Here is a 26,523-nt window from a genome sequence, read left to right on the forward strand (position 1 = left end):
CCGGCCTGCCCGGGCTTCACACTCCCGCCGCGCGGGGAGCCGCGGACCCGCAACGCGATAAACTGGCCGCATCCCCACCAGCCGCGGCCGCGCCGCGCAACAACACAGCGATACAAGTGCGAAACAAGACGGAGACTTCTGTGAGCTTTACGCAGCATGAGCGTATTTCCATCGACCGCGTTCCCATCCGCCGGGCCCTGATCTCGGTCTACGACAAGACCGGTCTGGAGGATCTCGCCCGCGGCCTGCACGACGCCGGCGTCAAGATTGTCTCCACCGGCTCGACGGCCAAGAAGATCGCCGCCGCCGGGATCCCGGTCCAGGAAGTCGAGGAAGTCACCGGCTCCCCGGAAATGCTCGACGGCCGGGTGAAAACCCTGCACCCGCGCGTCCACGGCGGCATCCTCGCCGACCGCCGCGTCCCGGCGCACATGAAAACCCTTGAGGACATGGCGATCGAACCCTTCGACCTGGTGGTCGTCAACCTCTACCCCTTTGTGGAGACGGTGAAATCCGGCGCAGCCCAGGACGACGTCGTCGAGCAGATCGACATCGGCGGCCCGGCGATGGTGCGTTCGGCAGCCAAGAACCACGCCGCCGTCGCGATCGTGGTGGATCCCGCCTCCTACGGCTCCGTCGTGGAAGCCGCAGCCTCGGGCGGTTTCGACCTGCAGGCCCGGCGCCGGCTCGCGGCCAAGGCGTTTGCGCACACCGCGTCCTATGACACCGCGGTGGCCACCTGGACCGCCAGCCAGTTCCTCGATGAGGACGGCGACGGCGTGATCGACTGGCCGGCCTACGCCGGCCTGGCCCTGGAGCGCTCCGAGGTGCTCCGCTACGGCGAAAACCCGCACCAGCAGGCAGCGCTCTATGTGGACAAGGCTGCGCCGGCCGGCATTGCGCAGGCTGACCAGCTGCATGGCAAGGCGATGAGCTACAACAACTTCGTCGACGCCGACGCAGCCCTGCGCGCAGCGTTCGACTTTGACCAGCCTGCGGTTGCGGTGGTCAAGCATGCCAACCCCTGCGGTGTGGCCGTCGGCTCCGCGACCGCGGCGGATCCGATCGCGGATGCCCATGCCAAGGCCCACGCCTGCGACCCGGTCTCCGCGTTCGGCGGCGTCATCGCGGCCAACCGCACCGTCACTGCCGGCATGGCCCGGACCGTGGCCGGCATCTTCACCGAGGTGGTCATCGCGCCGGCGTTCGAGGACGAGGCAGTCGAGATCCTGGCCAAGAAGAAGAACATCCGCCTGCTCACGCTGCCCGATGGCTACGGCCGTTACCCGACCGAGTTCCGCCAGGTCTCCGGCGGCATGCTGGTGCAAGCCACCGACAAGGTCGACGCCGAGGGCGACGACCCGGCCAACTGGACCCTGGCCGCGGGGGAAGCCGCCGACGCTGCCACCCTCGCCGACCTGGCGTTCGCCTGGACGGCCTGCCGCGCGGCCAAGTCCAACGCCATCCTGCTGGCCGCCGACGGTGCCGCCGTGGGCATCGGCATGGGCCAGGTCAACCGGCTCGACTCCTGCCGGCTCGCCGTCGAACGCGCCAACACCCTGGGCGTGAAGGTGGAATCCGACGTCGAGGGTGCCGGCGGGGCCTCGAATGCCTATGCCAGCGGCGCGCCGGAACGGGCCCGCGGTGCCGTTGCGGCGTCGGACGCGTTCTTCCCGTTCGCCGACGGCCTGCAGATCCTGATCGACGCCGGCGTCCGCGCCGTGGTGCAGCCCGGCGGATCCGTCCGGGACGAGGAAGTCATTGCCGCAGCCAACGCCGCCGGCATCACGATGTACTTCACCGGGGCCCGGCACTTCTTCCACTAGCGGGAACGGGCCGAACCGCCAGCGGACCTGCACGGCTGGCGGACCTGCACGGCTGGCGGACCTGCGCCGCTGGCGGACCTGCGCCGCTGTGGCAGCCCGCAATGGACATGCCCTTCCGAACCGGGAGGGCACGTCCATTGTTTATGCCCGGTGGGAGCCGGCCGCGCACCGGCTCCCGCCCAGGGACGGGGTATGCGGGACATGCTCATTCTTCACGCCTAGGTCCGGGCACAGGCCCCCGGCATCACAGGCCCAGGGCACTGCGGGACATACGGTTCGTGCGCGAGTGCGGAACATGCTCATTCTTCGTCAGCAGAGACGGACATGCTCGTCGGGCCTTGGGACATGCTCATTTTTCGCCAGCAGAGACGGACATGCTCGTCGGGCCTTGGGACATGCTCATTCTTCGTCAGCAGAGACGGACATGCTCGCGGGGCCCCTGGGACATGCTCAGTCTTTGTGGGCAGGCGTGGACATAGTGGCACTATGTCCATTCGCGGACCTCAGCGGAGGGCATGCTCCGCGGCGGGTGGCTCACCCGGCCCCCAGGCCTCCCGGGGCCTTGGCGTGCACACTCGTGGGCTTCCGCCGGCCCGCACCCAAGCCCTCCCGGCCCGCGCCGCCGCACCCAGCCCCGCCGCACCAACCCCACGCCGCACCCAACCCCCGCCGCACTACCCCGCGCACACACGGGAACGCGGGGCCACTCTGCCGTCCCGTCGAGGGGATGGGCGGCACGTGGCCCCGCGTTGCCCTGCTCCTTTCACTAGGGCGCGGTTGCTGGGGATGAAGGTTTTAGGAAGCTGCGGCCGTGCTATAGGCCTGCTGGATGACCGAACCCCAGTAGGGTCCGTACATGGTGGTCGAGTTGCTGCCGTAGCCGTAGCTGTTGATCGAGTTCTGGTAGCCGCTGGAGCTGGTGCCGATGAACCACGGCCCGCCGGAGGATCCGCCGGTCATGTTGCAGGGGATGCCCTGGGTGTTGAACTGCGGGTTGTACGGATCGTTCCTGGCAGTACCGCTGCAGCTCTTCAGCGACTCGCCGTTGAACGGCGCCGCCGCCGGGTAACCGAACGATTTGTAACTCAGCCCCCGGGCGGCGTTGAACTGCACCCCCGAAGAGCCCACGACGTCGGCGAGCGACTTGCCGTTGAGCGGGTTCATCACGGCGAAGGCAGTGTCGTAGGTCATGTCGCCGCCGGTGCTCCACTGGCCGGGGGTGTACAGCGCCCTGGCGGTCCACTTGCCATACGGCGCCGAGCCGTTGAGGTACGCCGGAACAAAGGTGAAGTTAGTGGCGAAGGCGCCGGGGCCCTCATTGACACAGTGTCCGGCGGTGGAGACGGTGCTCCGGTTGGTGGAGGTCACGGAATTGCCGGAGCAGACGTAGTTGGCGCCGCCGAGGGTAAAGAAGACCTTGCCGATGTGCTTGACCGGCGTCTCACTGGCGTTGGCCTTGAGCTGGGGCTGCGGACCCTGCACGGTGGGCGCGGTGCCGGCCACCTGGGCCGGGGCCCCTGCCTCGGCCGGCCGGTTCGGTGCCGCCTTGGCGTTGCCGCCGCGTGCGACCGCTTTCGCAGCCAGGACATCGCCGGGAATGGCGCTGCGCATGCGCTCGGCAGTCCAGTAGTCGGCGGCGCCGGTTTCGTTGGCGGTGTGGCTGCTGACGTCGGCCGTCGCCGGTGCCCTGCCCTGGCCAGGCGCGGCGGAGGCGGTGCCCGCCGCGCAGAGCGCCAGCAGGGCGGCGGCCGAAAGGCTGAACAGGCTGGCGGCCAGTGTCTTTGGTGATCTCACGGATGTCCTAACCGAAGGGATGCGGTGCGGTCCATGGGGGCGGGCCGCTGTGATGGGTTAGAAGCTACGTCAGCGTGACGAACCTGTAAAGCACTTTGTCAAAAATTGACAGGAGAAATTGCGGGAAGTCGCACGGCACTCGCCCGCGCCGCAGGGCACGACCGCACGGCACCCGCCCGCGCCGCCGGGCACGACCGCACGGCTCCCGCCGGCGCCGCGCGGCACCCGCCCGCGCCGCAGGGCACGACCGCACGGCACTCGCCCGCGCCGCAAGGCACGGCCGCAAGGCACGGCCGCAGGGCCCACGCCGCTTCCGCCGCGAGTCATCCGGGAGGGCGACCTCGTCCCGGATAGGCGTCAAGGCGGCCACCTCGGGTAAGTTAGAGCCGTTGAGATACACAAGATTTCCGCAGACTTTCAGGGAGACGCCCGAGCAATGGCCAAGATTATCTATACCCACACCGACGAAGCGCCGATGCTGGCCACCTATTCGTTCTTGCCGATTGTCGAGGCGTTCGCTTCGACGGCCGGTGTGGAAGTGGAGACCCGCGACATCTCGCTCGCCGGCCGCATCATCGCCGTGTTCGGCGACTACCTCACCGAGGAGCAGCGCGTCAGCGACGCCCTGACCGAGCTGGGCGAGCTGGCCAAGAAGCCCGAGGCCAACATCATCAAGCTGCCCAACATCAGTGCCTCGGTGCCGCAGTTGAAGGCCGCGGTTGCCGAGCTCCAGAGCCAGGGCTACGCCCTTCCGGACTACCCGGACAACCCGGCCTCCGATGAGGAAACGGACGTCCGCTCGCGGTACGACAAGATCAAGGGCTCCGCCGTGAACCCGGTGCTGCGCGAAGGCAACTCGGACCGCCGCGCGCCGCTGTCGGTGAAGAACTACGCCCGCAAGAACCCGCACACGATGGGCGCCTGGAGCCCGGACTCCAAGACCAACGTCGCCCACATGCAGGCCGACGACTTCCGTGCCAACGAGAAGTCAGTGGTGATCGGGGCGGACACCAACATCAAGATCCAGCTCGTCAAGGAAGACGGCACGGTCAAGGTGCTCAAGCGGGCCTTCCCGGTCCTGGCCGGCGAGGTCATCGACGGCACCGTGATGCGCGCCGCCGCCCTGGATGAATTCCTCAAGGCCCAGGTCGCCCGGGCCAAGGAAGAGGGCGTGCTCTTCTCCGCCCACCTGAAGGCCACCATGATGAAGGTTTCCGACCCGATCATCTTCGGCCACGTCGTCAAGGCGTACTTCGCCGACCTCTTCGCCACCTACGGCGAGCAGATCGCCGCGGCCGGCCTGAGCCCCAACAACGGCCTCGCCTCCATCCTCAACGGCCTGGAAGACCTGCCCGAGGAGATCCGCGGCGACGTCGAAGCGGCCATCCAGAAGGGTCTCAACGACGGCCCCGAACTGGCCATGGTGGACTCGGACAAGGGCATCACCAACCTGCACGTGCCCTCGGACGTGATCGTGGACGCGTCGATGCCGGCCATGATCCGCAGCTCCGGGCACATGTGGGGACGCGACGGCGAGGAAGCGGACACTCTTGCCGTCCTCCCGGACAGCAGCTACGCGGGGATCTACCAGGTCGTGATCGACGATTGCCGTGCCAACGGCGCCTTCGACCCGACCACCATGGGCACCGTGCCGAACGTGGGCCTGATGGCGCAGGCCGCCGAGGAATACGGCAGCCACGACAAGACCTTTGAGATCCAGGCCGCCGGCACCGTCCAGGTGGTCGACGACGCCGGGACCGTGCTGATCGAGCACCAGGTCGCCCCCGGCGACATCTGGCGCGCCTGCCAGACCAAGGATGTCCCGGTCCGCGACTGGGTCAAGCTGGCCGTCACCCGCGCCCGCGCCTCCGCCACCCCGGCCGTGTTCTGGCTGGACAAGGGCCGCGCGCACGACGCCCAGATGATCGCCAAGGTCGAGGAATACCTCAAGGACCACGACACCGACGGCCTCCAGCTCGAAATCATGGCCCCGGAAGAGGCGACGGCGTTCACCCTCGAGCGACTGCGCAAGGGCGAGGACACCATCTCGGTCACCGGCAACGTGCTCCGGGATTACCTCACCGACCTGTTCCCGATCCTGGAACTGGGCACCAGCGCCAAGATGCTCTCGATCGTTCCGCTGATCAACGGCGGCGGCCTGTTCGAGACCGGCGCCGGCGGCTCCGCTCCCAAGCACGTCCAGCAGCTGCTCAAGGAAAACCACCTCCGCTGGGACAGCCTGGGCGAGTTCCTGGCCCTCGCCGTCAGCTTCGAACACCTCGCCACGTCCACCGGCAACGCCCGCGCTCAGGTCCTGGCCGACACGCTGGACCGCGCCACCGGCACCTTCCTGCTGGAAAACAAGTCCCCGAAGCGCAAGGCCGGCGAGCTGGACAACCGCGGCAGCCACTACTACCTGGCAAAGTTCTGGGCCGACGAACTGGCACGCCAGGACGACGACGCCGAACTCGCCAAGGCCTTCGCCGCCGTCTCCGAGGCGCTGAGCTCCAACGAGGACACCATCGTCGGCGAACTCCTGGCCGTCCAGGGCTCCCCGGTTGACCTCGGCGGCTACTACCGTCCGGACGAGGCCAAGGCATCGGCCGTGATGCGGCCCTCGGCCACGTTCAGCGAGGTGCTGTCCCTGCTGAGCCAGGCAGCCTCGGCGTAACCACTCGCAACCAGGCGGAGGACGCACCTGGATCTCCCGGTACGCCCTCCGTTTTTTGTCCCGACGGCGGACCTCGGGCCTAAGGAGCGAAGTCCGCCGCCACGCCGGGAACGGTGTCAGCGGTCGGAAGCGCGGCGGTCCCGGCTCTCGTCGAACGCCGGTTCGGTGGCCATGTCCGGGTCGGTGTTTTCGGACTGCCCCGCGCCCACGACGTCGTAGCCGGTGTCCGTCAGCAGCGGTTCGGCGGGCGGCGGCGCCGTTGTGCCGCCGTCGTTCACACGCTCCCGCCAGGCGCCGGTTTCAAAATCCCGGCCCTCAATGAATGTCTTGAACCGCTTCAGGTCGGCTGCGACCTGGCGGGAGTCCAGGCCGACGGCGGCGCCAATCTTCTCGGTCGCGGAGCCTGGCTCCCAGTTGAGTTCGACGTCGACGCGGGTTTCCGCGGGTCCGAGTTCGGCGAACCGGACGGTTCCGGCGTTGCGGGGGCCGTCCAGGCTTTCCCAGGACACCTGCCGGTCGGGGTCCTGGCTGGTAATACGGGCGTCGTAGTCGCGCTTGACGCCGCCGATGCTGGTCTGGAAATGGACTGTAGTGTCGTCGAGCTGCCGGATGGCATCGACGCCGGTCATGAACTGCGGAAAGTCCTCGAACTGGGTCCACTGGTTGTAGGCCTGGCTCAATGGGACGTTCACCGTGATGGATTCCTGGACTGTTGCCATGCTTGTTGTCACTCCTTCAGCCGGCAGGCCGTGGCCTGCCATTCGTTACAGGGGCCGGTACAAGGTCGGTGCAGGTGGTCGGTGCAGGCCGCAGTCGGCCTGACTGACCAAGCTAGCCGGATCCGGCGAATAGCGAAAGTCCGGCACCGCACGCTGCTCTCCTCGGCCGGGCCGCTGCCCTCCGCCGGCCTGGCCGGCCCGGTGACGGAATCCAGGGGCGGCTTAGCCTCCGCCCTTTCCCTTTCCCTTGGCCTTGCCGTTCTGCCCCGGCGTGGCGGGAGCCGGTGCTGGTGCTGGCGCCAGTGCCGCCTGCTCCGCCGCCTCCTGGGCGGCCTGCGCTGCCGCTGCCTCTGCCTCCGCCGCTTTCTGTGCGGCGGCCGCATCGGCGGCTGCCTTTGCCGCCTCCTGGGCGGCCGCCTGCTGCTGCGCCAGCTTCGCGGCGAGGTCCTCGCGGACGCTGTCAATGGCTGTCTTGATGCTCCGGTGCCGCTTGAAGGAGACCTTGCCGTCGGCGGCGGCCGCGTCCAGGGCGGATGTCAGCTCGGCCAGCTTTTGCAGGCCTCCGGCGGCGTCCTCGGCGGCTGCTGCCCGGGTGACGGCAAGAACCTGCGACTGGAGCTGCCCGGCAGCATCCGAGTCGAGGTCCGGCGGGGGTCCGGCGCAGCCCGAGAGCGTTGCGGCCAGCAGGACGGCGGTCAGCGCCGCCCCGAGGAGGGCCGGCACGGCCCGCGGGAAACCGGCGGCGGTCATGGCTGGACACTGTTCTGTAGCTGCTTCAAATGGTCGCCCAGATCACCGGTGACGGTGGGGTAGGGGACGACGGCGGGCGGCTCCGGTACCGCGGCGAGCGTCAGCGCAACGGCCACCGCCCCGGCCAACACCAGCACGAGGGCGAGCACGACGGCGAGCCGGGTGCGGCGCCGGGCGCCCCGGAACCGTGCCCGGCCGCGGACCACTGCGCTCTGGCGTGGGCCGGGCAGGGCTGCGTCCTCAGCGGCCACGATTTGCTGCTGGAGCGTTCCGCGCCTGGCGGCGGTCACGACGTCGGCCGGGGCGGCGCCGGCGGTGTGCTGCCTGGCCACCGCCACCGCCGGAGCAGGGCGCGGCGGCCGGGACGGCAACGCGGGCAGGACCCTGGTGCGTTCCTCGGCCAGCGGCCCGGGCAGCGATTCGGCTGAGACCAGGGCGTGCCGGAGCGCTGCCTCGAGCTCTGCCGCAGCGGGACGGTCAAGGGGATCCAGGGCGGTCATCGCCCGGATCAGTTGCGCCCATTCGGCCGGGACACTGTCCGGGACCACCGGTGCCCGGTGCAGGCGCGCCACCGCGGACTCGACGGCGCTTCCCGGATACTCCACCGTTCCTTTGAGGCACTCCAGCAGCACCAGGCCCAATGAATAGATGTCGCTGGCTGTCCCCATGTCCGCGCCGCGGGCCTGTTCCGGGCTCAGGTAGGCGGCCGTGCCGACCATCGTGCCGGTGGCGGTCAGCCGGGTTCCGTCGACAATCCGGGCGATGCCGAAGTCGGTAAGCTTCGGCCGGACGGGTTCACCGGGGCGGACCTGTACCAGCAGCACGTTGGCGGGCTTGATGTCGCGGTGGACAATGCCGAGTGAGTGGACGTAGGCAAGGGCGTCGGCAAGGCCTGCGCCGATGACGGCCAGTTCGTCGAGGGGAACAGGGCTGTGCCTGATCCGGGCGCGCAGGTCCTGGCCTTCCACCAGTTCCATGGTGAGGAACGGCCGGGGCTCGTTGGGCACCCGCGTATCGGTGCCGGCGTCGAACAAGGTCACCAGGCTCGGATGGTTCAGCGTGGCCAGCAATTCGATTTCGGCCTGCTGGCGTTTGAGCTCTTCGGCATCGGCGGTCTGCGGGGCGAAGAGTTTCAGCGCCACGTCCCGGCCCAGGTTTTCGTCCCGGGCCGAGTACACGGACGCCATGCCGCCACGGCCAATGAGCTCGCCAAGGCGGTAACGGCCACTCAGGACCGCGGTGGTGACCTCACTGGGCGATGCGTCCACGGTGTCCCCCCATCCTTGTCCATGCGCCGTAAGGGCGCTCCAAGAGAATGATACGGGGCCAGAGCATCGGGCGTCGCTGTGGGCGGTACCGCGGAGACGAAACGTGTGGGTCTGTGCAGCCACCTTTCGGTTGTGGGAGGAGGGGCGCCGGAGCCCCTGAGGCCGTTGAATCCCCCAGCGGATCCAACGACTTCGCCCCGGCGACAAGGAAACCTGGCAGGAGCGGGCGCGCTTACGGTGGGCGTTCCGTTGGCGGGAAGACAACGTGGTTCTGGTCGAACTGCGAACCGGCCGGCAGAGACCCGGCGGGCGGCGCTGAGACGGTGCGCCTAGGTGCGGCGGGGGTGCCGGTTATTGGGTTTCGGACGGTGGGGTCCATGGAGGATGCTCCTGAATAGCTGACGGCGGGCGCACATGGCAGCCCGAAGGACCGAGCTCTGCGCAGCAAAGAGGCAGAGGACGGCCCTGCTAGTCAGGAGATGAGCCGGGATCGGAAGCGTCGGCGGAATGGACGTGCTGAAGAGGCCCGCTGATCGGGTCGGCGCCCATCGGAGGGATAAAGAAGAGCGAGCCGGGAAGCCACGCGAGAGCCCCGGAAGGCCCGCTCGACGCGGACCCGCTGCCGGAGCCCGAGCCGGGCGTCGGCGGCAGGGCATTGGGGACGGGGAACCCGGTGCCGTCACCCCAGGGGCGCGGACCCTCCGGGCTGGCCGGGGCGGCCGGAGCGCCGCCGGACGCCGGGTTCACCGGTGTGGGGGTACCGGCTGGCGGGACCGCGGCCGGAGCGCCCGCGACAGCAGGTTGCGGCGGCGCCGGGACGAGGCCGTAGGTGCCGGGCACCGCACCGGGACCGAAGTCGCCGGGCAGCCTCAGCGGCCGCGGTGAAGTAATGGGGGAGCAGGTGGCGGGATCCGGCAGGGGTGCGACGGCGGCCACGGTTTGGAGGGGCAGCAGCGGAAGCTTGGCTGCCGGGGGCTTGGGTGCGGTGACGGGGGCCGGAACCGCCTTGGCATCGGAGGTCGGCGCGGGAACGGGGGTGGCTTTGGGGCCAGGTGCGGGAGCGGGCTCCGGTGCGGCCTTGGGATCGTGTGCGGGAGCGGGCGACGGGACTGCGGGGCCAGCCCCGGGTGAGGCGGGCGTGGTGACCGGGACCGGGGTGACGGTGCCCGACTGGCCTGGCTTTGTCACGCTGCCGGTGGCCGGCGTGCTGGCAGGGTCGGTGGCGGGCGGGACGACCGGAACGCCGGGCACGTTGCCGGGCTCGGCGGCGGGCGGCGTCAGCGGGTCGGCGGGTCCCGCCGGCGGCGCAGGGGCAGGACTCGGCGCAGGGGCAGGACTCGGCGCGGGTTCGGGTCTTGCCGGTGGCTGGACCGGGGCGGGCGTGGGCGCCACCACAACCGGGGCGGGGCTCGGGGAGGTGAGCGGCGCCGGTGTGGCGGGCGGCGGCACCGGTGCGGGTGCGGGTGCTGCGGCGGCCGGGGGTGCCGGGACGGGCGCGGGGACGGTCGGGGCCGGGTGGGCGATGGGTGCCGGGGCCGGCAGCAGTACCGGTGCGAGGGCGGGCGCCGTGGGGGAAGGGGTGGGAACAGCGGGGGCCGGAGAGGCCGACAGGGCGGGCCCGGGGACGATCTCCTGGTCCGTCATCGGCCGTTGGATCATGGCTGCGATGTCGGCGCCCCCCGCGGGCCCGGACATCGCGGGTTCGACGGCGTGTGCCGCGCCCGCGGACAGGGCGAGGGAAAGGGCCAGCCAGGCAAAACCGGCCAGACTAGCCAGCAGGAGCCGCTGCAGGAGGCGGAGCGCACGCGAAGGACTGCTCGCTACCGGCATGCGCAACACCCCTCCCCGAAATGATTCGACGATTGATTTTCAGGGTAAGACTCGAGGGCGGGGGGAGTCCATAGCCGGGCGGATATTTAGGCCGGGCAATCGGGTTCCAAGCCCTAGCGCGTAGAGCCGTGGGCGTCGTTGGGATAGCTGACACCCAGTTGCGCGCGGACACCGTCGAACAGCCGCATGATGTTCAAGGAGTCGTGCAGCGGCATGACCGGACTCTCGGTGAGACCCTGCTGGATGCACCGGGTGACCTCGCGCAGCTCGTAGCTGTAGCCGCGCCCGACCGCGCTGAACCGTTCGATCCGCGGCTCGCCCAGGCCGGCCCGCACGAGGATCTCGCTCGGATTGTTGATTGAGCCGAGGCTCTGCAGGTAGCCTTCACTGCCCGCCACCGTCGCTGTCCGGGGCCCGTAGGCCAGGAGCGAGGACGTCAATTGCGCCTGGGCTCCGTGGTGGTAGCCCAGCGTCAGCGCGTTCTGGGCGTCCACGCCGTCGTCGTTCAACCAGCCGGTGGCGGTGACCGTCTGCGGGAAGCCGAGCGTGCCCAGCGCCCACAGCAGCGGATAAACGGTGATGTCCAGCAGGGTGCCGCCGCCGTCGCGCGGTGCCCAGAGCCGGGAGGTCGGGGAGTAGGGCGCGGGGAAACCCAGGTCCGCGCCGACCCATTTGACCGCGCCGATCTCCCCGGAGGCCGCGATATCGAAGGCCCGCTGCATGCCCGGGAGGAACCGGCTCCACATGGCTTCCATCAGGAACAGCCCGTTCTCCCGTGCCAAGCCCACCAGCTCGGCCGCTTCCCGGGCGTTGATGGTGAGCGCTTTTTCGCACAGCACATGCTTGCCGGCCCGGAGGGCCGCCATCGCGATCGCGTGGTGTTGGGCGTGGGGGGTGGCAACGTAGACAACATCGACGTCGTCGTCCTCGAGCAGCCGCTGATAGCCGGTGGCGCCATCCCGGTCGCCGTATGACCTCGCGAAGCCGTAATCGACGGCAAAGGCGTCCGCCGCCGCCTGGCTGCGCGAGCTCACCGCGTACAACTCCGCGTCAGCCAGGAGAGCCAGGTCCCGGGTGAGCGCGGCAGCGATGCCCCCGGTCGCGATCACGCCCCACCGCAGCCTGGCGCCGGTGGCTGACCGGGGGTCCTGGTCGGGTTGGCTGAACAGCCATGGTGTGGCAATGGGGGCGCTCATGCAGCCATCCTCTCACCCGCGCCGCCGTCGTCGTCCTGCCTTTCCGCCGCGGAAACCGGAGCCCCGGCCCTCCCATGCGGGAGAACCGGGGCTCCAGGGCGAAATGCGTCAGGCTACTTGGTGATCGGTCCGAGTACCGGATCGTCGACGTAGGCCGTCTTGACGTTTTCCTTGGTCACGATGACCGGCTGCAGCAGGTAGGCCGGAACGGTCTTGACCTTGTTGTTGTAGGACTTGTCGTCGTTGATCTCGGGCGTCTTGCCGGCCTGGATGTCCTTGACCATGACGATTGCGTGCTCGACGAGCTTGCGGGTGTCCTTGTTGATGGTGGAGTACTGCTCACCGGCGAGGATGGACTTGACCGACTCGACTTCGGAGTCCTGCCCGGTGATGATCGGCAGCGGCTTGCCGGCGGCCTTGACCGAGGTCAGGACCGCGCGGGCCAGCGTGTCGTTCGGGGACAGCACACCGTCGAGGGTGGCGCTGCCGTAGGTGCCGCTGAGCAGGGTGTCGGCGCGGCGCTGGGCGTTCTCTGCCTTCCAGCCCTGGGTAACAGCCTGCTCGAACGAGGTCTGGCCGGAGAGGACCTTGAGCGTGCCGTCGTCAATCTTCGGCTTCAGGATGCTCATGGCACCGTCGAAGAACACCTTCGCGTTGGCGTCATCGGGGGAACCGGCGAACAGTTCGATGTTGTACGGGCCGGTCGGCTTCTTGGCCTTCATGCCGTCCAGCAGGGCCTGGCCCTGCAGCACGCCGACCTTGAAGTTGTCGTAGGCCACGTAGTAGTCCACGTTCGCGGTGTTCAGCAGCAGGCGGTCGTACGCGATGATGGTCGCGCCGGCGTCCTTGGCCTGCTTGAGCTGGGTGCCCAGCTGGGCGCCGTCGATGGCGCCGACGATGATGACCTTGGCACCCTTGGTGACCATGGCGCTGATCTGGTTCTGCTGCTCCGAGACGCCGCCGTTGGCGAACTGCACGTCCGGCTTGAACCCGGCCTGAGTCAGGCCGTCGTTGAACAGCTTCTCCGCCAGGACCCAGTTTTCGCTGGTCTTCTGCGGAAGTGCGACGCCGATCGAGGAGTTCTTGGGGAACGCTTCGCCGCCGGAGCTCGAGCCGCCGGACGATCCGCTGTCGGAACGGCCGCAGGCTGTCAGCGCCAGTGCCGCTATGGCAGCGATCGCTGCTGCCTTTCCTGCTTTACCAATCAGTTGCATTGCTTGGTTCACTTTCTATAGATGGTGTTCGGAGAATCAGGGGTTCGGTGCGGGAACGTTCAGGACTCCCGGGCAATGACCTCTTTGGTGGATGTGGATTCCTCGGGCCGGGCCTCGCCGCTGCGGCCGAAGTTCTTCATCATCATGCCGATGATCGACCGCTTGCCCTGGGTCTTGTTGTAGACATCGAAAGCCACCGCGATCAGGAGCACGAGCCCCTTGATGATCTGGGTGAGGTCCGCGCCGACGCCGAGGAGCTGCAGGCCGTTGTTCAGCACCGCCATCACGAGGCCGCCGACGATCGAGCCGATCACGGTGCCGACGCCGCCGGTCACCGCGGCGCCGCCGATGAAGACGGCCGCAATGGCGTCCAGTTCCCAGCCGACGCCGTCGAACGGGCCCGAAGCGGTGGACCGGCCGACGAAGATCATGCCGGCCAGGCCGGCCAGGACGGACATGTTCGCCATCACCAGGAAGTTGACTTTCTTGGACTGGACGCCGGAGAGTTCGGCTGCGTGCCGGTTGCCGCCAACCGCGTAGACGTGGCGGCCGACGATCGTCTTGGAGGAGATGAAGCCGTAGATCAGGACCAGGACGGCCAGGATCAGGCCCGGGATCGGGAACGAGGTGCCGGGCCGGCCGGTGGCGAAGAGGTAAGTGGCGTAGAGGATGGCGGCGCAGATCAGGACCAGTTTGGTGATGGTCACCCAGGCTTCCGGGACCTCGGCGCCGAGGGCCGTGGCCTTGCGGCGGGAGCGGATCTCGCTGAACACCACGAACGCGGCTCCCAGCAGGCCGAGCAGCAGGGTCAGGTTGTTGAAGCCGGTGTTGGGCCCGATCTCTGGCAGGTAGCCGGATCCGATGTACTGGAAGTCGTTGGGCACCGGGATGGTGTTGGATTTGCCGACGAACTGGTTGAAGCCGCGGAAGAGCAGCATGCCTGCCAGCGTGACGATGAACGCCGGGATGCCGACGTAGGCAACCCAGAATCCCTGCCAGGCGCCGATCACCGCGCCCAGCAGCAGCCCGAACAGGATGCCGAGGTACCACGGGATGCCCCAGTCGCGGATCATGAGCGCGACGCTGACGCCCACGAACGCCGCGACCGAGCCCACCGAGAGGTCGATGTGGCCGGCGATGATCACCAGCACCATGCCGATCGCGAGGATCAGGATGTAGGAGTTGCCGTTAAAGAGGTTAATGACGTTGCCCGGGGTGAGCGTGCGGCCCTCTGTGAAAATCTGGAAGAAGACGATCAGCGCGACCAGGGCGAAGATCATGCCGAATTGGCGGGTATTGCCGCCAAAGAGCTTCTTGAGCGCATTCATTGTGTCAGTCCTTGTTGTCCGGAATGCTCTGGATGGTCCCAGAGGGTCAGGCGGTCTTGCGGGCGGAAGTCATGAGCTTCATGAGGCTCTCCTGGCTGGCTTCCTCTTTGGTCAGGACGCCGGTGATGGCGCCTTCGAAAATCGTGTAGATGCGGTCGGACAGGCCCAGGAGTTCGGGCAGCTCCGAGGAAATCACGATGACTCCCTTCCCCTGGTTGGCCAGCTGCTGGATGATGCCGTAGATCTCAAACTTGGCGCCGACGTCGATCCCGCGGGTGGGTTCGTCCAGGATCAGCAGGTCCGGGTCGGTGAACATCCACTTTGCCAGCACCACCTTCTGCTGGTTGCCGCCGGAAAGTTTGGCCACCCCTTCCTCCACGGACGGGGTCTTGGTGCGCAGCGACTTGCGGTACTGCTCGGCGACGGTGAACTCCTTGTCGACGTCGACGACGTTATGCCGGCTGATCTTCTTCAGCGCCGCCGAGACCGTGGTGGCCTTGATGTCATCGAGCAGGTTCAGGCCGAGGGACTTGCGGTCTTCGGTGACGTAGCCGAGGCCGGCGTCGATGGCCTGCTTGACGGTCTTGAGGTGCAGCTCCTTGCCGTCCTTGTACACCTGGCCGGAGATGAAGCGGCCGTAGGAGCGGCCGAACAGGGACCGCGCGAGTTCGGTGCGGCCGGCCCCCATCAGCCCGGCGAAGCCGACGATTTCGCCGCGGCGGACGTAGAAACTGGAGTTTTTGCAGACCAGGCGGTCCTGGATCTGCGGGTGCCCCACGTTCCAGTTCTTGACCTCGAAGAACGTCTCACCGATTTTTGGCTCGTGCTCCGGGAACCGGGACTCCAGGGTCCGGCCCACCATGCCCTTGATGATGCGGTCCTCGTCGACGCCGTCGGCCTTCACATCGAGGGTCTCGATCGACTTGCCGTCGCGGATGATCGTGATCGAGTCGGCGATCTGCTCGATCTCGTTGAGTTTGTGCGAAATCATGATCGAGGTGATGCCGCGGCCCTTCAGGCCCAGGATCAGGTCCAGCAGGTGCTGCGAGTCGGATTCGTTCAACGCCGCGGTCGGCTCGTCGAGGATCAGGAGCTTCACCCGCTTGTTGAGCGCCTTGGCGATTTCGACCAGCTGCTGCTTGCCGACGCCGATCTCCTTGACCGGCGTGTCCGGGTCCTCGCGCAGGCCCACCCGGGCCAGCAGTTCGGTGGACCGGATCCGGGCTTCCGCCCAGTCAATCACCCCGCGCCTGGTGGGTTCGTTGCCCAGGAAGATGTTCTCCATGATGGACAGTTCCGGGATCAGCGCCAGTTCCTGGTGGATGATGACGATGCCGGCATGTTCGCTGGCGCGGATGTCCCTGAACTGCTGGACCTCGCTCTGGTAAACGATGTCGCCCTGGTAGCTGCCGTACGGGTAGACGCCGGAAAGCACCTTCATCAGGGTGGACTTTCCCGCACCGTTTTCACCGCAGATGGCGTGGATCTCGCCGGCCTTCACCCGGAGGCTTACCTCGGCCAAGGCTTTAACGCCGGGGAACTCCTTGGTGATCGAGCGCATCTCGAGAATCACCGGGTCGCTGTGCGTGTTGAGGGACGTCATCTGCCCTTACGCCTCCAATGCATGACTTCGTTGTCCGCCCCTGCAAATCGCAGGGCCGTCTGATGCAAAAGTAAACTGGATCACGTCGTTGTCGTCAAGTCTTTAACGCAACGGGCGGATAACGGGTTCAGGCTTTCCGGCCCCCGCCCGCCTACTTGCGCTGGATTCCGGCGTGCTGGAAAACCAGTGCCGTGGCGCCCAAGGCTTCCGCCCGGTCGCCGAGGGAGGACATGGTCAGCGTGGTGGTCTCACCGATGACCGGCACCGCGTGCCGGACCAGCCCGCGCCGGATGGGGTCCAGCAGCAGCTGGCCCAGGCCCGCCAGGGGACCGCCGACGACGATCACCTCCGGATTGATGAGGTTCGAGACGTTGCCCAGCGCGCGGCCGACGGCGAGCCCGGCGTCGTCCACCACGCGCAGGGTGGCGGAGTCTCCGGCGAGGGCCTTGCGGACGATGTCCTCGGGGTTCAGCGGCCGGTCCTCGCCCCGGCTCAGGAGCTCGATCATGGTGGTGGTGGAGGCGATGGTTTCCAGGCAGCCGCGGTTCCCGCAGCGGCAGACCAGGCCGTGTTCGTGGATGGTCGCATGGCCGATTTCACCGGTGATGCCGACGTTGCCGTAATAGGGCATCCCGTTCAGGATCAGCCCGGCGCCGATGCCCGAGCCGATCTTCAGGAACAGCAGGTTGTTGATGCCGGTGTGCGGCCCCCAGGTGACCTCGGAGAGGGCGCCCAGGTTGGCGTCGTTGTCGACAAAAACCGGAAGATCCAGCGCTTCCTCGAGCCGTTTCAGGATGTTGATGCCGACCCATTCCGGGAGGATGGCGCCTTGTGCCACGGTCCCGGTGCGCCGGTCGATCGGTCCCGGGATCCCGACGCCGGCGCCCACCAGGGCGCTGCGCTCCACACCGCTGCTGGCCAGCAGCTTCTCCAGCAGGGCGACGGCGGACGCGATGCCCTCCTCGGCCTGGTGGCCCAGCGGGAGCAGGATCGATTCCTCCGCGACCACGTGATAGCTGAGCGAGGCCAGGAAGACCCGCAGGTGGCGCCGGCCAAAGTCGATGCCGACGGCGACCGCGCCATTGCTGTTGAGCCGGACGTTCAGGGCGCGGCGGCCGGAGCTGGTGATTGGCTCGGTGGAGGCCAGGCCGGCGTCCTGCATAATCTTGACGATGTTCGACACCGTCGCGGTGGAAAGCCCGGTCTGCCGGGCCAGTTCAGCCTGCGTGGACGGGCCTGCCAGCAGGCATTCGATGATCCGCTGTTGGTTCAGGTGCCGGAGGGCGGACTGCGATCCGGGGTTTTTGGTGCGGCTCCTCGTTGAGCGCGTTGGTGAGGGCATGGAATGAAGCGTGCCGCATCAGCGGTTTGTAGTCAAGAAGTTAACGCAACCGGGCGGCTCCGTGTCGCCCCGGGCTTCGAGGTTGGCCCGCGGTGGGCCGAGGTAGAGCCGGGGCAGTCAGCCGTGCAGCGCGCGGTGCGCCTGGGCCAGGTCCTGGTAGTGGCTGGCATTGCTCTTGACGCCCTCGAACTCCTCGTCGGTGAGCTCCCTGCGGACCTTGGCCGGCACGCCGGCCACCAGTGACCTCGGCGGGACGATGGTGCCTTCCAGGACCACGGCGCCGGCAGCCACCAGCGAACCGGCTCCGATCACCGCGCCGTTGAGGATGGTGGCGCTCATCCCGATCAGGCAGTCGTCCTCCACGGTGCAGCCATGGACGACCGCGCTGTGGCCGACGCTGACCCTGGCGCCCACGGTGCAGGGGTAGTCCGGGTCGGCGTGCAGCACCACGTTGTCCTGCAGGTTGCTGCCCGCGCCGACGCTGATGGCGGCGGTGTCGGCCCGGACCGAGACGCCGTAGAAGGCGCTGGAGTTCTCGGCCATGGTGGCGTTGCCGATCACCGAGGCTGTTGGGGCGATGAAGGCTGATTCGTGGACGGCCGGGCTGTCGCCGCCGAAAGCGTAAACGGGAGTCATGGCTACAGCCTAGGACACCGGAGGATGCGCTATCAGTAGTGGCTGGTCCGGGTGCCGGTTAGCGGCCATACCTGATAGCGCAACGGGGTGTTCAGGCCGGGGCCCGCAGGACCGTGAAGCCCGGCCCCAGGTCCGGGTGCCCCAGATCGGGAACGGCGACGGCGACCGGCGCGCCGGGTTCCGCCACCCGTGTTAATTCACGGACGACGTCGTCCCACTCCTGCAGCGGCAGGTTGGCCAGCGCGTCCACGGCCCACACGGCCGCGAACGCTGCATCGGCAAAGGGCAGCGTCCGGCCGGTCGCCACCGAAGCGGACAGGCCCCGGGCGCGGGCGGCGTGGATGTTCTCCTCCGAAGCGTCCACGCCGGTGAAATGGATCCCGGCGCGGACAAAGAGCAGCCCCTCCGTGCCCGGGCCGCAGTCCAGGCCAAGCACGCCGCGCCGGCCCTCGGCCTTGAGCAGGGCGATGAAACCGGGCAGCTCATCCGTCCGCGCTGATGCCATGGCTCCAGTTAAGGGCGGACCCGCGTGGAAGACAAGCCTCGGCCTGGGGCGGCCGTGAACTGGGACGGCCGTGAGCTGGAGACGGCTAGCTGAAGACGACGGTGCGGTTGCCGTCCAGCAGCACCCGGTGTTCGGCATGCCACTGAACAGCCTGGGCGAGGGTGCGGGCCTCGACGTCGCGGCCCATCTGGACAAACTGCTCGGCCGTGCGGCGGTGGTCCACCCGGATGACTTCCTGTTCGATGATCGGCCCCTCATCCAGGGCCGCGGTGACGTAATGCGCGGTGGCCCCGATCAGCTTCACGCCGCGGGCGTGTGCCTGGTGGTACGGCTTTGCGCCCTTGAAGGAGGGCAGGAACGAATGGTGGATGTTGATGGCCTTGCCGGTGAGCTCGGTGCACAGTTCGTCGGAGAGGATCTGCATGTACCGGGCCAGCACCGTCAGTTCAATGTCGTGCTCGGCCATGAGCTTGCGCAGGGCGTCTTCGGCTGCGGCTTTGGTCTCCCGGCCGACCGGAATGTGGTGGAACGGAATGCCGTAGAACTCGGCCAGGCCGGCGAGGTCCTGGTGGTTGGAGACGATGGCCGGGATCTCGATCGGCAGCGTCCCGGAGCGCTGCAGGAACAACAGGTCGTTGAGGCAGTGCGCTGAGGTGCTCGCCATCACGAGGGTGCGGACCTTCCGGCCGGCCCGGTTGAGGCTCCACGCCATCCCGAAACTCCGGGCCACCGGTTCCAGCGCCGCGCGCAGCTCCGCCGGGGCCGCCGGGGTGGTGGCCTCGACCCGCATGAAGAAGGTTCCGGTTCCCTCGCTGCCGTATTGCTGGGAGTCCGTGATGTTGCCGCCGGCGACCAGCAGGGCGCCGGCCACGGCGTGGACGATTCCGGGCCGGTCCGGGCAGGACAGGGTCAGGACATAGGAAGCGGGCAGCTGGTCTTCAGTCACGAAGGACAGCCTACCTGCGGCTGGGATAGTCTTGACCTGTCGCAACTGGCGTTGGGTGGCTAACCACCAGGGAGCGGCACGCACGCAGACCACGGATCGTACGCCTGGGCCGAGGGTCATGTTTTTCCGGCCGGCAGCCACGCTGCCGGCCCGCCGCAGCGCCCCGCAGGGGGTGCAGCGCCGGCAGGAGGCGGTCCCGTCCCGGGACCCGTCATTTTGCGGCGCCGCAGCGGGCCAGCCGGTAACCTGACCTTAAAGCAGTGACCGTTGCCTAGCCAGGAGTATCTCGTGACTACTTCCGTTCGCCTTTCCTCAGCAGCCGTCAGCAACCAGCCGCTCGCTGACCTCGACCCCGAAATCGCCGCCGTCCTGGCCCAGGAACTTGGCCGCCAGCGCGGCACCCTGGAGATGATCGCCTCCGAGAACTTCGCCCCGCGCGCCGTCATGGAGGCCCAGGGCTCCGTCCTGACCAACAAATACGCCGAGGGCTACCCGGGCCGCCGCTACTACGGCGGCTGCGAGTACGTCGACGTCGCCGAGCAGCTCGCGATCGACCGGGTCAAGGAACTCTTCGGCGCCGACTTCGCCAACGTCCAGCCGCACTCCGGTGCGCAGGCCAACGCCGCCGCGCTGTCCGCCATGATCAGCCCCGGCGACAAGATCCTCGGCCTCTCTCTGGCCCATGGCGGCCACCTCACCCACGGCATGAAGCTGAACTTCTCCGGCAAGCTGTACAACGTCGCCGCCTATCAGGTCGAGGAGGACAGCTTCCGGATCGACATGGACAAGCTGCGCGCGCAGGCCCTCGCCGAAAAGCCGCAGGTCATCATCGCCGGCTGGTCCGCCTACCCGCGCCACCTCGACTTCGCGGCCTTCCGCTCGATCGCGGACGAGGTGGGCGCGCTGCTCTGGACGGACATGGCGCATTTCGCCGGCCTGGTGGCCGCCGGACTGCACCCCAGCCCGGTGCCGCACTCCGACGTCGTGACCTCCACGGTCCACAAGACCCTCGCCGGGCCGCGCTCCGGGGTGATCCTGGCCAAGAACGAGTGGGCCAAGAAGATCAACTCCAGCGTCTTCCCCGGCCAGCAGGGCGGTCCGCTCATGCACGTGATCGCCGCCAAGGCCGTGGCCTTCAAGATTGCCGGCTCCGACGAATTCAAGGAGCGCCAGGAACGGGTTTTGGAAGGCGCCCGCATCATCGCGGACCGGCTGAACCAGCCGGACCTGTCCGGCGCCGGCGTCTCCGTCCTGACCGGCGGCACCGACGTGCACCTGGTCCTCGTGGACCTTCGCAACTCCGCGCTGGACGGGCAGCAGGCCGAAGACCTGCTGCACTCGGTCGGTATTACCGTCAACCGGAACGCGGTGCCGTTTGACCCGCGGCCGCCGATGGTCACGTCCGGACTGCGCATCGGCACGCCCGCCCTGGCCACCCGCGGCTTCGGGGCCGAGGAATTCACCGAGGTTGCCGAGATCATCGCCACCGCGCTGAAGTCCGGCGCCGGCACCGACGTCGAGGCGCTGCAGGCCCGCGTGGACAAGCTCGCCGCGGACTTCCCGCTGTACCCGCAGCACGAGCAGTGGTGATCCGATGAGCGCCGCCAACACCGCGAACGCAGGAACCGCACAGCACACGGCCCGGACCCTGGACGGCAAGGCCACAGCGGCCGCGATCAAGGCCGAACTGACCGAGCGCGTCGCCGCCCTGAAAGCCCGGGGGATCGTGCCGGGCCTGGGCACCATCCTGGTCGGCTCCGACCCGGGCAGCACCTGGTACGTCGCCGGCAAACACCGGGACTGCGCCGAGGTGGGGATCACCTCGATCCGCCGCGACCTGCCCGAGGACGCCACCCAGGAAGAGCTGCTCGCCGTGGTGCGGGAACTAAACCAGAACCCCCAATGCACCGGCTACATCGTGCAGCTGCCGCTGCCCAAGCACATCGACCAGGACGTCATCCTGGAGGCCATGGACCCGGACAAGGACGCCGACGGGCTGCACCCGATGAACCTGGGCCGGCTGGTGGCCAACGTCAGCGGACGGATGAAATCCCCGCTGCCCTGCACCCCCAAGGGATGTGTGGAGCTGCTGGCGCGGCACGGAATCAGCCTGAAGGGCAAACGGGTGCTGGTGGTGGGCCGCGGCGTCACCATCGGCCGTCCGGTGGGCCTGCTGCTGACCCGCAAGGACGTCAACGCCACCGTCATCCTGGCGCACACCGGGACCGTGGACCTGCCGGCCGAACTGCGGCAGGCCGACGTCGTGATTGCCGCGGCCGGCCAGCCGCACATGATCAAGGCGGCAGACCTCAAACCGGGAGCCATCGTGCTCGACGTCGGCGTCAGCCGGGTTGAGGACGGCTCCGGCAAGGCCGTGGTCACCGGCGACGTCGAGCCCGCCGCGGCCGGCGTTGCCGCCTGGCTCTCGCCCAACCCCGGGGGAGTGGGCCCGATGACCCGGGCCATGCTGCTGGCCAACGTGGTGGAAACCGCCGAACGGCACGCAGCCGGAGAGCGCGCCCACTAGGAAAGTTCCGCGCCCCGGCCCAACTAACTCGCAGTAGGTGTCGTTTTGAGCGCTCAAGACGACACCTACTGCGAGGCAGTTGGCACGAACGTCGCCAAGTTTTTACGAAAAGACTCTTTCATAGTTTGCCGGGATCGACTACCGTGTTCCGGGTGCCTGAACTTGCTTCGAAAGAGTCCACCGTGAGCCGCGACGCCGAAAACGGAGAGCTCCGCTACGTCATCACCGCGGAAAACCTGACCAAGAGCTACGGCGACGTCACCGCCGTCGACGGCATCTCCTTCCGGGTTCCGGCCGGCGAAGCCTTTGGCCTGCTGGGCCCGAACGGGGCCGGCAAATCCACCACCATGAAGATGATCGGCGGCGTCTCGCAGCGGACCTCCGGCAGCCTGAGCATCATGGGCCTGGACCCGGAGCAGCACGGGCCGGAGGTCCGCGCCCACCTGGGCGTGGTGCCGCAGCAGGACAACCTGGACGAGGAACTGAAGGTCCGGGACAACCTGCTGGTCTACGGCCGCTACTTCGGCCTGCCGATGAGCTACCTGAAGCCCAAGGCGGACGAGCTGCTGGAATTCGCCCAGCTCACCGACAAGGCCAAATCCAAGGTGGACGCGCTCTCCGGGGGCATGAAGCGCCGCCTCACGATCGCGCGGTCGCTGATCAACGAGCCACAGATCCTGCTGCTGGACGAACCCACCACCGGCCTGGATCCGCAGGCCCGGCACATCCTTTGGGACCGGCTGTTCCGGCTCAAGGAGCAGGGCGTCACCCTGATCCTGACCACGCACTACATGGACGAGGCGGAACAGCTCTGCGACCGATTGATCGTGGTGGACAAGGGCAAGATCATGGCCGAAGGTTCCCCCGCCAGCCTGATCCGGGACTACTCCACCCGTGAAGTCCTTGAGCTGCGCTTCGGTTCGGAGCGGAACGCCACCGTCGGCGCCGAACTCGAAGGCATCGGCGAGCGTTTTGAAACCCTCCCGGACCGGGTGCTGATCTACGCCCACGACGGCGAAGCCGCCCTCGAGGAAGTCTCCGCCCGGGGCCTGCGCCCGGTCACCTCGCTGGTGCGCCGCTCCTCGCTCGAGGACGTCTTCCTGCGCCTGACCGGGCGGAGCCTCGTTGACTAGGAAAGCAGCACCGGCAGCACCGGCAGCACCGGCCGGGACGGGCGGCACGACGGCGTCCCCCGCCCTGCGCGCGCACGCCCCGGCCGTCTCCGCGGCCAGGGCGCGCCGCTGGGGTTCCTTCTACTACGCCGAGCAGGTCCTGCGGGTCATGAAGGGCTACGGCTGGACCATCGTCATGTACGGCGTCGGCCAGCCGGTGGCGTACCTCTTCGCCATGGGCGTGGGGCTGGCCACGCTGGTGGACACCAACTCGGCGGCGGCCTTCGGCGGCGTCAGCTACCTGGCCTTCATCGCCCCCGCCCTGCTGATCTCGGCCGCCGTCATGACCGCGGCCAACGAGTTCACCTTCCCGGTGATGGACGGCTTCAAGTGGCGCCGGGTCTACTACGGCCCGCACGCGTCGCCGCTGACCCCGGAGCAGATCGCGGCCGGCCAGATCATTGCCGTCACCGTCCGGTTCCTGCTGCAGTCCGCCATCTACTTCGGGGTGGTGGCGCTGTTCGGCGCGTCCCCGAGCGGCTGGGGCTGGCTGTCCATCCTGGTGGCGACGCTGGCCGGGCTGTCCTTCGGCCTGCCGCTGATGGCCTACGCCGCCACGATCAAGACCGACAAAGGCCAGTTCGCCATGGTCATGCGCTTCATCGTGATGCCGCTGTTCCTGTTCTCCGGGACGTTCTTCCCACTGGATACCTTGCCGGTGGGGCTGCGCTGGATTGGCTGGATCTCGCCGATCTGGCACGGCACCGAACTGGGCCGGGTGGCCAGCTACGGCTACCAGGAAGCACCGCTGCTGACCGTGTTCCACGTCGTGTTCCTGCTCGGCCTCGCCGTCCTCGGCTGGGTCCTGACCCGGCGGCAGTTCGCCAGGAGGATGGCATCATGAGCGTACTTGCCGGACGCTACGACCCCGCCGGCCATCCGGCCGCCGACGCGGCCCGCAACCGCCGCTTCGGGCCGCTCTACTCGCGCAACGTGCGCGCCGTCGTCGCCCGTGGACTGATGGCCACCAAGAGCAGCAACTGGATGGTCATGCTGTCCGGTTTCTTCGAGCCGGTGCTCTACCTGGTCTCGATGGGGGTCGGCCTGGGCGCGATCGTCGGTTCCGTGCAGGGACCCGGCGGCCAGGAAATCAGCTACGCAGCGTACATTGCCCCGGCGCTGCTGGCGGTCTCGGCGATGAACGGTGCGGTCTACGACTCCACCTGGAACGTCTTCTTCAAGATGAACTTCGCCAAGCTGTACCAGGGCATGCTTTACACCTCGCTGGGCCCGATCGACGTCGCGATGGGCGAAATCTTCCTGGCCCTGCTGCGCGGGGCCATGTACGCGACCGGTTTCACCGCGGTGATGGCCGTGATGGGCCTGATCACCACGCCGTGGGCCCTGCTGATGATCCCCACCGCGGTGCTGATTGCCTTCGGCTTCGCGAGCTTCGGCATGGGCATCACCAGCTTCATGAAGACGTTCCAGCAGATGGACTGGATCAACTTCGTGATGCTGCCGATGTTCCTGTTCAGCGCCACCTTCTACCCGTTGAGCGTCTACCCGCAGCTCATCCAGTGGCTGGTCCAGGCGATGCCGCTGTGGCACGGGGTTGAACTGCTGCGGCAGATCAGCGTGGGGGCGTTCACCCCCGCCACCGCCGTACACGTCGGTTACTACCTCCTCATGATCGTGCTCGGCGTCGCCCTCACCACCGGACGGCTGCGCAGCCTGTTCCTGAAGTAAGGGCGGGTGGGTGCCCGGGGCTCCGTTCGCCCGGGGTGGAAGCGCCGTCCCGGCCCGGACCGGTTTGCGATAATGGGCTCATGCAATCCCTAGGCAACCCTTCATCCCAGCCGTCCGCGTCCAGCGCCGCCACCGGAAAATTCTCGATGTTCCGGATCGGCGGACTCGGGATGACGGTGTTCATCATCGCTTTCCTGGTGGCCGTGCTCTTCGCCGCCAACCAGAACGACGTCGTGGGCTGGGTTGTCGCTGTCATCGCCGGCTTCTGGCTCCTGCTGGCCGCCTTCGTCGTGTTCAGCATCCAGCGTGCCGCGAAAAAGGCCGGCGCCAGGCTGAACGAGGCGCAGAACGCCTTCAACTCCGCGGTGGGCCGCGCCCCGATGGCCGGCAGCACGGACCAGGGCGGCACCCGGCTGGTCGCCGACCGCGGCCAGGCCGATGAGCTCCGCGATATGAAGCTGGACCACTCGTTCAAGATCGTGCAGGTGCAGGTCCGTGTGGTGGAACAGGAACGGGCCAAGGGCGACGCCGCCGACCCGGAGACCATCCGCCGCGCGCTCGAAACCATCGAGATCACGGCCACCAACGCACGGGACATGATGAAGGCTCCGGGCGGCTCTGACGAACCGGTCAGCGGAACCATCATCGACTAGAGTGGACCGGGTGAGCTTGGCATTGGAGAAGGACCACCTTCGCGTCGCATCGGTAAACGTCAACGGCCTCCGCGCCGCCTATAAGAAGGGCATGGCGGAGTGGCTGGCCCCGCGCGACGTGGATATCCTCTGCCTCCAGGAGGTCCGCGCACCCGACGCGATCGTCCGGGAACTGCTGGGCGCGGGCTGGTACATCCTGCACGCCGAGGCGGAAGCCAAGGGCCGGGCCGGCGTCGCCATCGCCTCCCGCACCGAACCCGTCGGCACCCGGGACGGGATCGGCGATGACTATTTCGCCACCACCGGCCGCTGGGTGGAAGCAGACTTCATTGTCCGGGACACCGCGGGCGTGGCCTCGCAGCTGACCGTGGCCAGCGCCTACGTCCACTCCGGCGAGGCCGGCACCCCGAAGCAGGACGACAAGTTCCGGTTCCTGGACGCGATGACCGTCCGGCTGCCCGAGCTGACCAAGCACAGCGACCACGCGCTGGTGGTGGGGGACCTGAACGTCGGCCACACCGAGCTGGACATCCGGAACTGGAAAGGCAACGTCAAACGCGCCGGCTTCCTGCCCGCGGAACGCGCCTACTTCGACCGCTTCTTCGGCGAGGACATCGGCTGGAAGGACGTCCACCGCGGCCTGGCCGGGGAGGTCGATGGCCCCTACACCTGGTGGTCGCAGCGCGGACAGGCCTTCGACAACGACACCGGTTGGCGGATCGATTACCACCTGGCCACCCCCGCCCTCGCCGCCGCCGCATTTTCCGCCGTCGTGGACCGGGCGCCGTCCTGGGATACCCGCTTCTCCGACCACGCCCCGCTGGTAGTGGACTACCGGCTCTGAGCCCGAAGGT

General features: G+C 68.1%; 22 protein-coding genes and 1 riboswitch. Of the genes, 9 read left to right on the top strand and 13 right to left on the bottom strand.

All coding sequences use genetic code 11. The features are described from left to right. Positions 1 to 140 precede the first annotated feature (140 nt). Positions 141 to 1,826: a bifunctional phosphoribosylaminoimidazolecarboxamide formyltransferase/IMP cyclohydrolase gene (gene purH / locus AC3ANP_RS09970; RefSeq protein ID WP_488330031.1), complete on the top strand. Its 1,686-nt coding sequence runs from the start codon at positions 141 to 143 to the stop codon at positions 1,824 to 1,826. A gap of 795 nt (positions 1,827 to 2,621) precedes the next feature. Here the strand turns inward: purH and AC3ANP_RS09975 are convergent. Then, complete coding sequence (locus AC3ANP_RS09975; protein WP_488330032.1) at positions 2,622 to 3,620, bottom strand: trypsin-like serine peptidase; 999 nt, start codon at positions 3,618 to 3,620, stop codon at positions 2,622 to 2,624. Positions 3,621 to 4,056: 436 nt separating this feature from the next. Here AC3ANP_RS09975 and AC3ANP_RS09980 point away from each other — a divergent pair, with 436 nt between their 5' ends. Beyond that, positions 4,057 to 6,291, top strand: coding sequence for an NADP-dependent isocitrate dehydrogenase (locus AC3ANP_RS09980; protein WP_488330033.1), 2,235 nt, complete (start codon positions 4,057 to 4,059; stop codon positions 6,289 to 6,291). A gap of 116 nt (positions 6,292 to 6,407) precedes the next feature. Here AC3ANP_RS09980 and AC3ANP_RS09985 read toward each other — a convergent pair whose 3' ends face one another. From AC3ANP_RS09985 to purU, 12 genes are all read right to left on the bottom strand, one after another. Next, positions 6,408 to 7,010 (bottom strand): SRPBCC family protein, encoded by a 603-nt coding sequence (locus AC3ANP_RS09985; protein WP_488330034.1) that lies wholly within the window; start codon positions 7,008 to 7,010, stop codon positions 6,408 to 6,410. A 222-nt stretch (positions 7,011 to 7,232) separates the two neighbouring features. Continuing rightward, complete coding sequence (locus tag AC3ANP_RS09990; RefSeq protein WP_488330035.1) at positions 7,233 to 7,760, bottom strand: mucin-associated surface protein; 528 nt, start codon at positions 7,758 to 7,760, stop codon at positions 7,233 to 7,235. Beyond that, complete coding sequence (locus AC3ANP_RS09995) at positions 7,757 to 9,028, bottom strand: serine/threonine-protein kinase (protein WP_488330036.1); 1,272 nt, start codon at positions 9,026 to 9,028, stop codon at positions 7,757 to 7,759. The genes AC3ANP_RS09990 and AC3ANP_RS09995 overlap by 4 nt, the downstream gene beginning before the upstream one ends. Before the next feature lie 468 nt (positions 9,029 to 9,496). Continuing rightward, positions 9,497 to 10,858, bottom strand: coding sequence for a hypothetical protein (locus AC3ANP_RS10000; protein WP_488330037.1), 1,362 nt, complete (start codon positions 10,856 to 10,858; stop codon positions 9,497 to 9,499). A 113-nt stretch (positions 10,859 to 10,971) separates the two neighbouring features. Then, positions 10,972 to 12,054: a Gfo/Idh/MocA family protein gene (locus AC3ANP_RS10005; protein WP_488330038.1), complete on the bottom strand. Its 1,083-nt coding sequence runs from the start codon at positions 12,052 to 12,054 to the stop codon at positions 10,972 to 10,974. A 113-nt stretch (positions 12,055 to 12,167) separates the two neighbouring features. Continuing rightward, positions 12,168 to 13,268: a substrate-binding domain-containing protein gene (locus AC3ANP_RS10010; RefSeq protein ID WP_488330039.1), complete on the bottom strand. Its 1,101-nt coding sequence runs from the start codon at positions 13,266 to 13,268 to the stop codon at positions 12,168 to 12,170. A 59-nt stretch (positions 13,269 to 13,327) separates the two neighbouring features. Beyond that, the gene (mmsB, locus tag AC3ANP_RS10015; RefSeq protein ID WP_488330040.1) at positions 13,328 to 14,596 is read right to left on the bottom strand and encodes a multiple monosaccharide ABC transporter permease; all 1,269 of its coding nucleotides are present in this window, start codon (positions 14,594 to 14,596) and stop codon (positions 13,328 to 13,330) included. 46 nt (positions 14,597 to 14,642) lie between these two features. Further along, positions 14,643 to 16,199, bottom strand: coding sequence for a multiple monosaccharide ABC transporter ATP-binding protein (mmsA, locus tag AC3ANP_RS10020; protein ID WP_488330041.1), 1,557 nt, complete (start codon positions 16,197 to 16,199; stop codon positions 14,643 to 14,645). Positions 16,200 to 16,350: 151 nt separating this feature from the next. Continuing rightward, a complete protein-coding gene (locus AC3ANP_RS10025; RefSeq protein ID WP_488330042.1) occupies positions 16,351 to 17,541 on the bottom strand; it encodes an ROK family transcriptional regulator in 1,191 nt (396 codons plus the stop codon). A gap of 117 nt (positions 17,542 to 17,658) precedes the next feature. Beyond that, positions 17,659 to 18,177, bottom strand: coding sequence for a gamma carbonic anhydrase family protein (locus AC3ANP_RS10030; protein WP_488330043.1), 519 nt, complete (start codon positions 18,175 to 18,177; stop codon positions 17,659 to 17,661). Positions 18,178 to 18,268: 91 nt separating this feature from the next. Continuing rightward, on the bottom strand, positions 18,269 to 18,682 hold the full coding sequence (locus tag AC3ANP_RS10035) for a methyltransferase domain-containing protein (protein WP_488330044.1): 414 nt from the start codon (positions 18,680 to 18,682) through the stop codon (positions 18,269 to 18,271). 85 nt (positions 18,683 to 18,767) lie between these two features. Further along, on the bottom strand, positions 18,768 to 19,628 hold the full coding sequence (gene purU, locus AC3ANP_RS10040) for a formyltetrahydrofolate deformylase (RefSeq protein ID WP_488330045.1): 861 nt from the start codon (positions 19,626 to 19,628) through the stop codon (positions 18,768 to 18,770). Between the two features lie 31 nt (positions 19,629 to 19,659). Continuing rightward, positions 19,660 to 19,745, top strand: a riboswitch (ZMP/ZTP riboswitch). Positions 19,746 to 19,916: 171 nt separating this feature from the next. On the opposite strand from purU, the gene glyA reads away from it, so the two are divergent. The 7 genes from glyA to AC3ANP_RS10075 all read left to right on the top strand — a co-directional run bounded on the left by glyA (position 19,917) and on the right by AC3ANP_RS10075 (position 26,513). Beyond that, entirely contained in the window at positions 19,917 to 21,218 is a 1,302-nt protein-coding gene (gene glyA, locus AC3ANP_RS10045; protein ID WP_488330046.1) for a serine hydroxymethyltransferase, read from the top strand. A 4-nt stretch (positions 21,219 to 21,222) separates the two neighbouring features. Further along, positions 21,223 to 22,155: a bifunctional methylenetetrahydrofolate dehydrogenase/methenyltetrahydrofolate cyclohydrolase gene (locus AC3ANP_RS10050; RefSeq protein ID WP_488330047.1), complete on the top strand. Its 933-nt coding sequence runs from the start codon at positions 21,223 to 21,225 to the stop codon at positions 22,153 to 22,155. 182 nt (positions 22,156 to 22,337) lie between these two features. Next, positions 22,338 to 23,288, top strand: a complete 951-nt coding sequence (locus AC3ANP_RS10055) for an ABC transporter ATP-binding protein (protein ID WP_488333015.1) — start codon at positions 22,338 to 22,340, stop codon at positions 23,286 to 23,288. Continuing rightward, complete coding sequence (locus AC3ANP_RS10060) at positions 23,281 to 24,171, top strand: ABC transporter permease (RefSeq protein ID WP_488330048.1); 891 nt, start codon at positions 23,281 to 23,283, stop codon at positions 24,169 to 24,171. The genes AC3ANP_RS10055 and AC3ANP_RS10060 overlap by 8 nt, the downstream gene beginning before the upstream one ends. Beyond that, positions 24,168 to 25,016 carry an ABC transporter permease gene (locus AC3ANP_RS10065; protein WP_488330049.1) on the top strand — a complete coding sequence of 283 codons (849 nt, stop codon included), beginning with the start codon at positions 24,168 to 24,170 and terminating at the stop codon, positions 25,014 to 25,016. Before AC3ANP_RS10060 ends, AC3ANP_RS10065 begins: the two co-directional genes overlap by 4 nt. An 80-nt stretch (positions 25,017 to 25,096) precedes the next feature. Next, a complete protein-coding gene (locus AC3ANP_RS10070) occupies positions 25,097 to 25,669 on the top strand; it encodes a hypothetical protein (protein ID WP_488330050.1) in 573 nt (190 codons plus the stop codon). Between the two features lie 10 nt (positions 25,670 to 25,679). Continuing rightward, positions 25,680 to 26,513 (top strand): exodeoxyribonuclease III, encoded by an 834-nt coding sequence (locus tag AC3ANP_RS10075; protein WP_488330051.1) that lies wholly within the window; start codon positions 25,680 to 25,682, stop codon positions 26,511 to 26,513. Positions 26,514 to 26,523 lie beyond the last annotated feature (10 nt).

Source organism: Arthrobacter sp. JB02-1C (genome assembly GCF_057748045.1).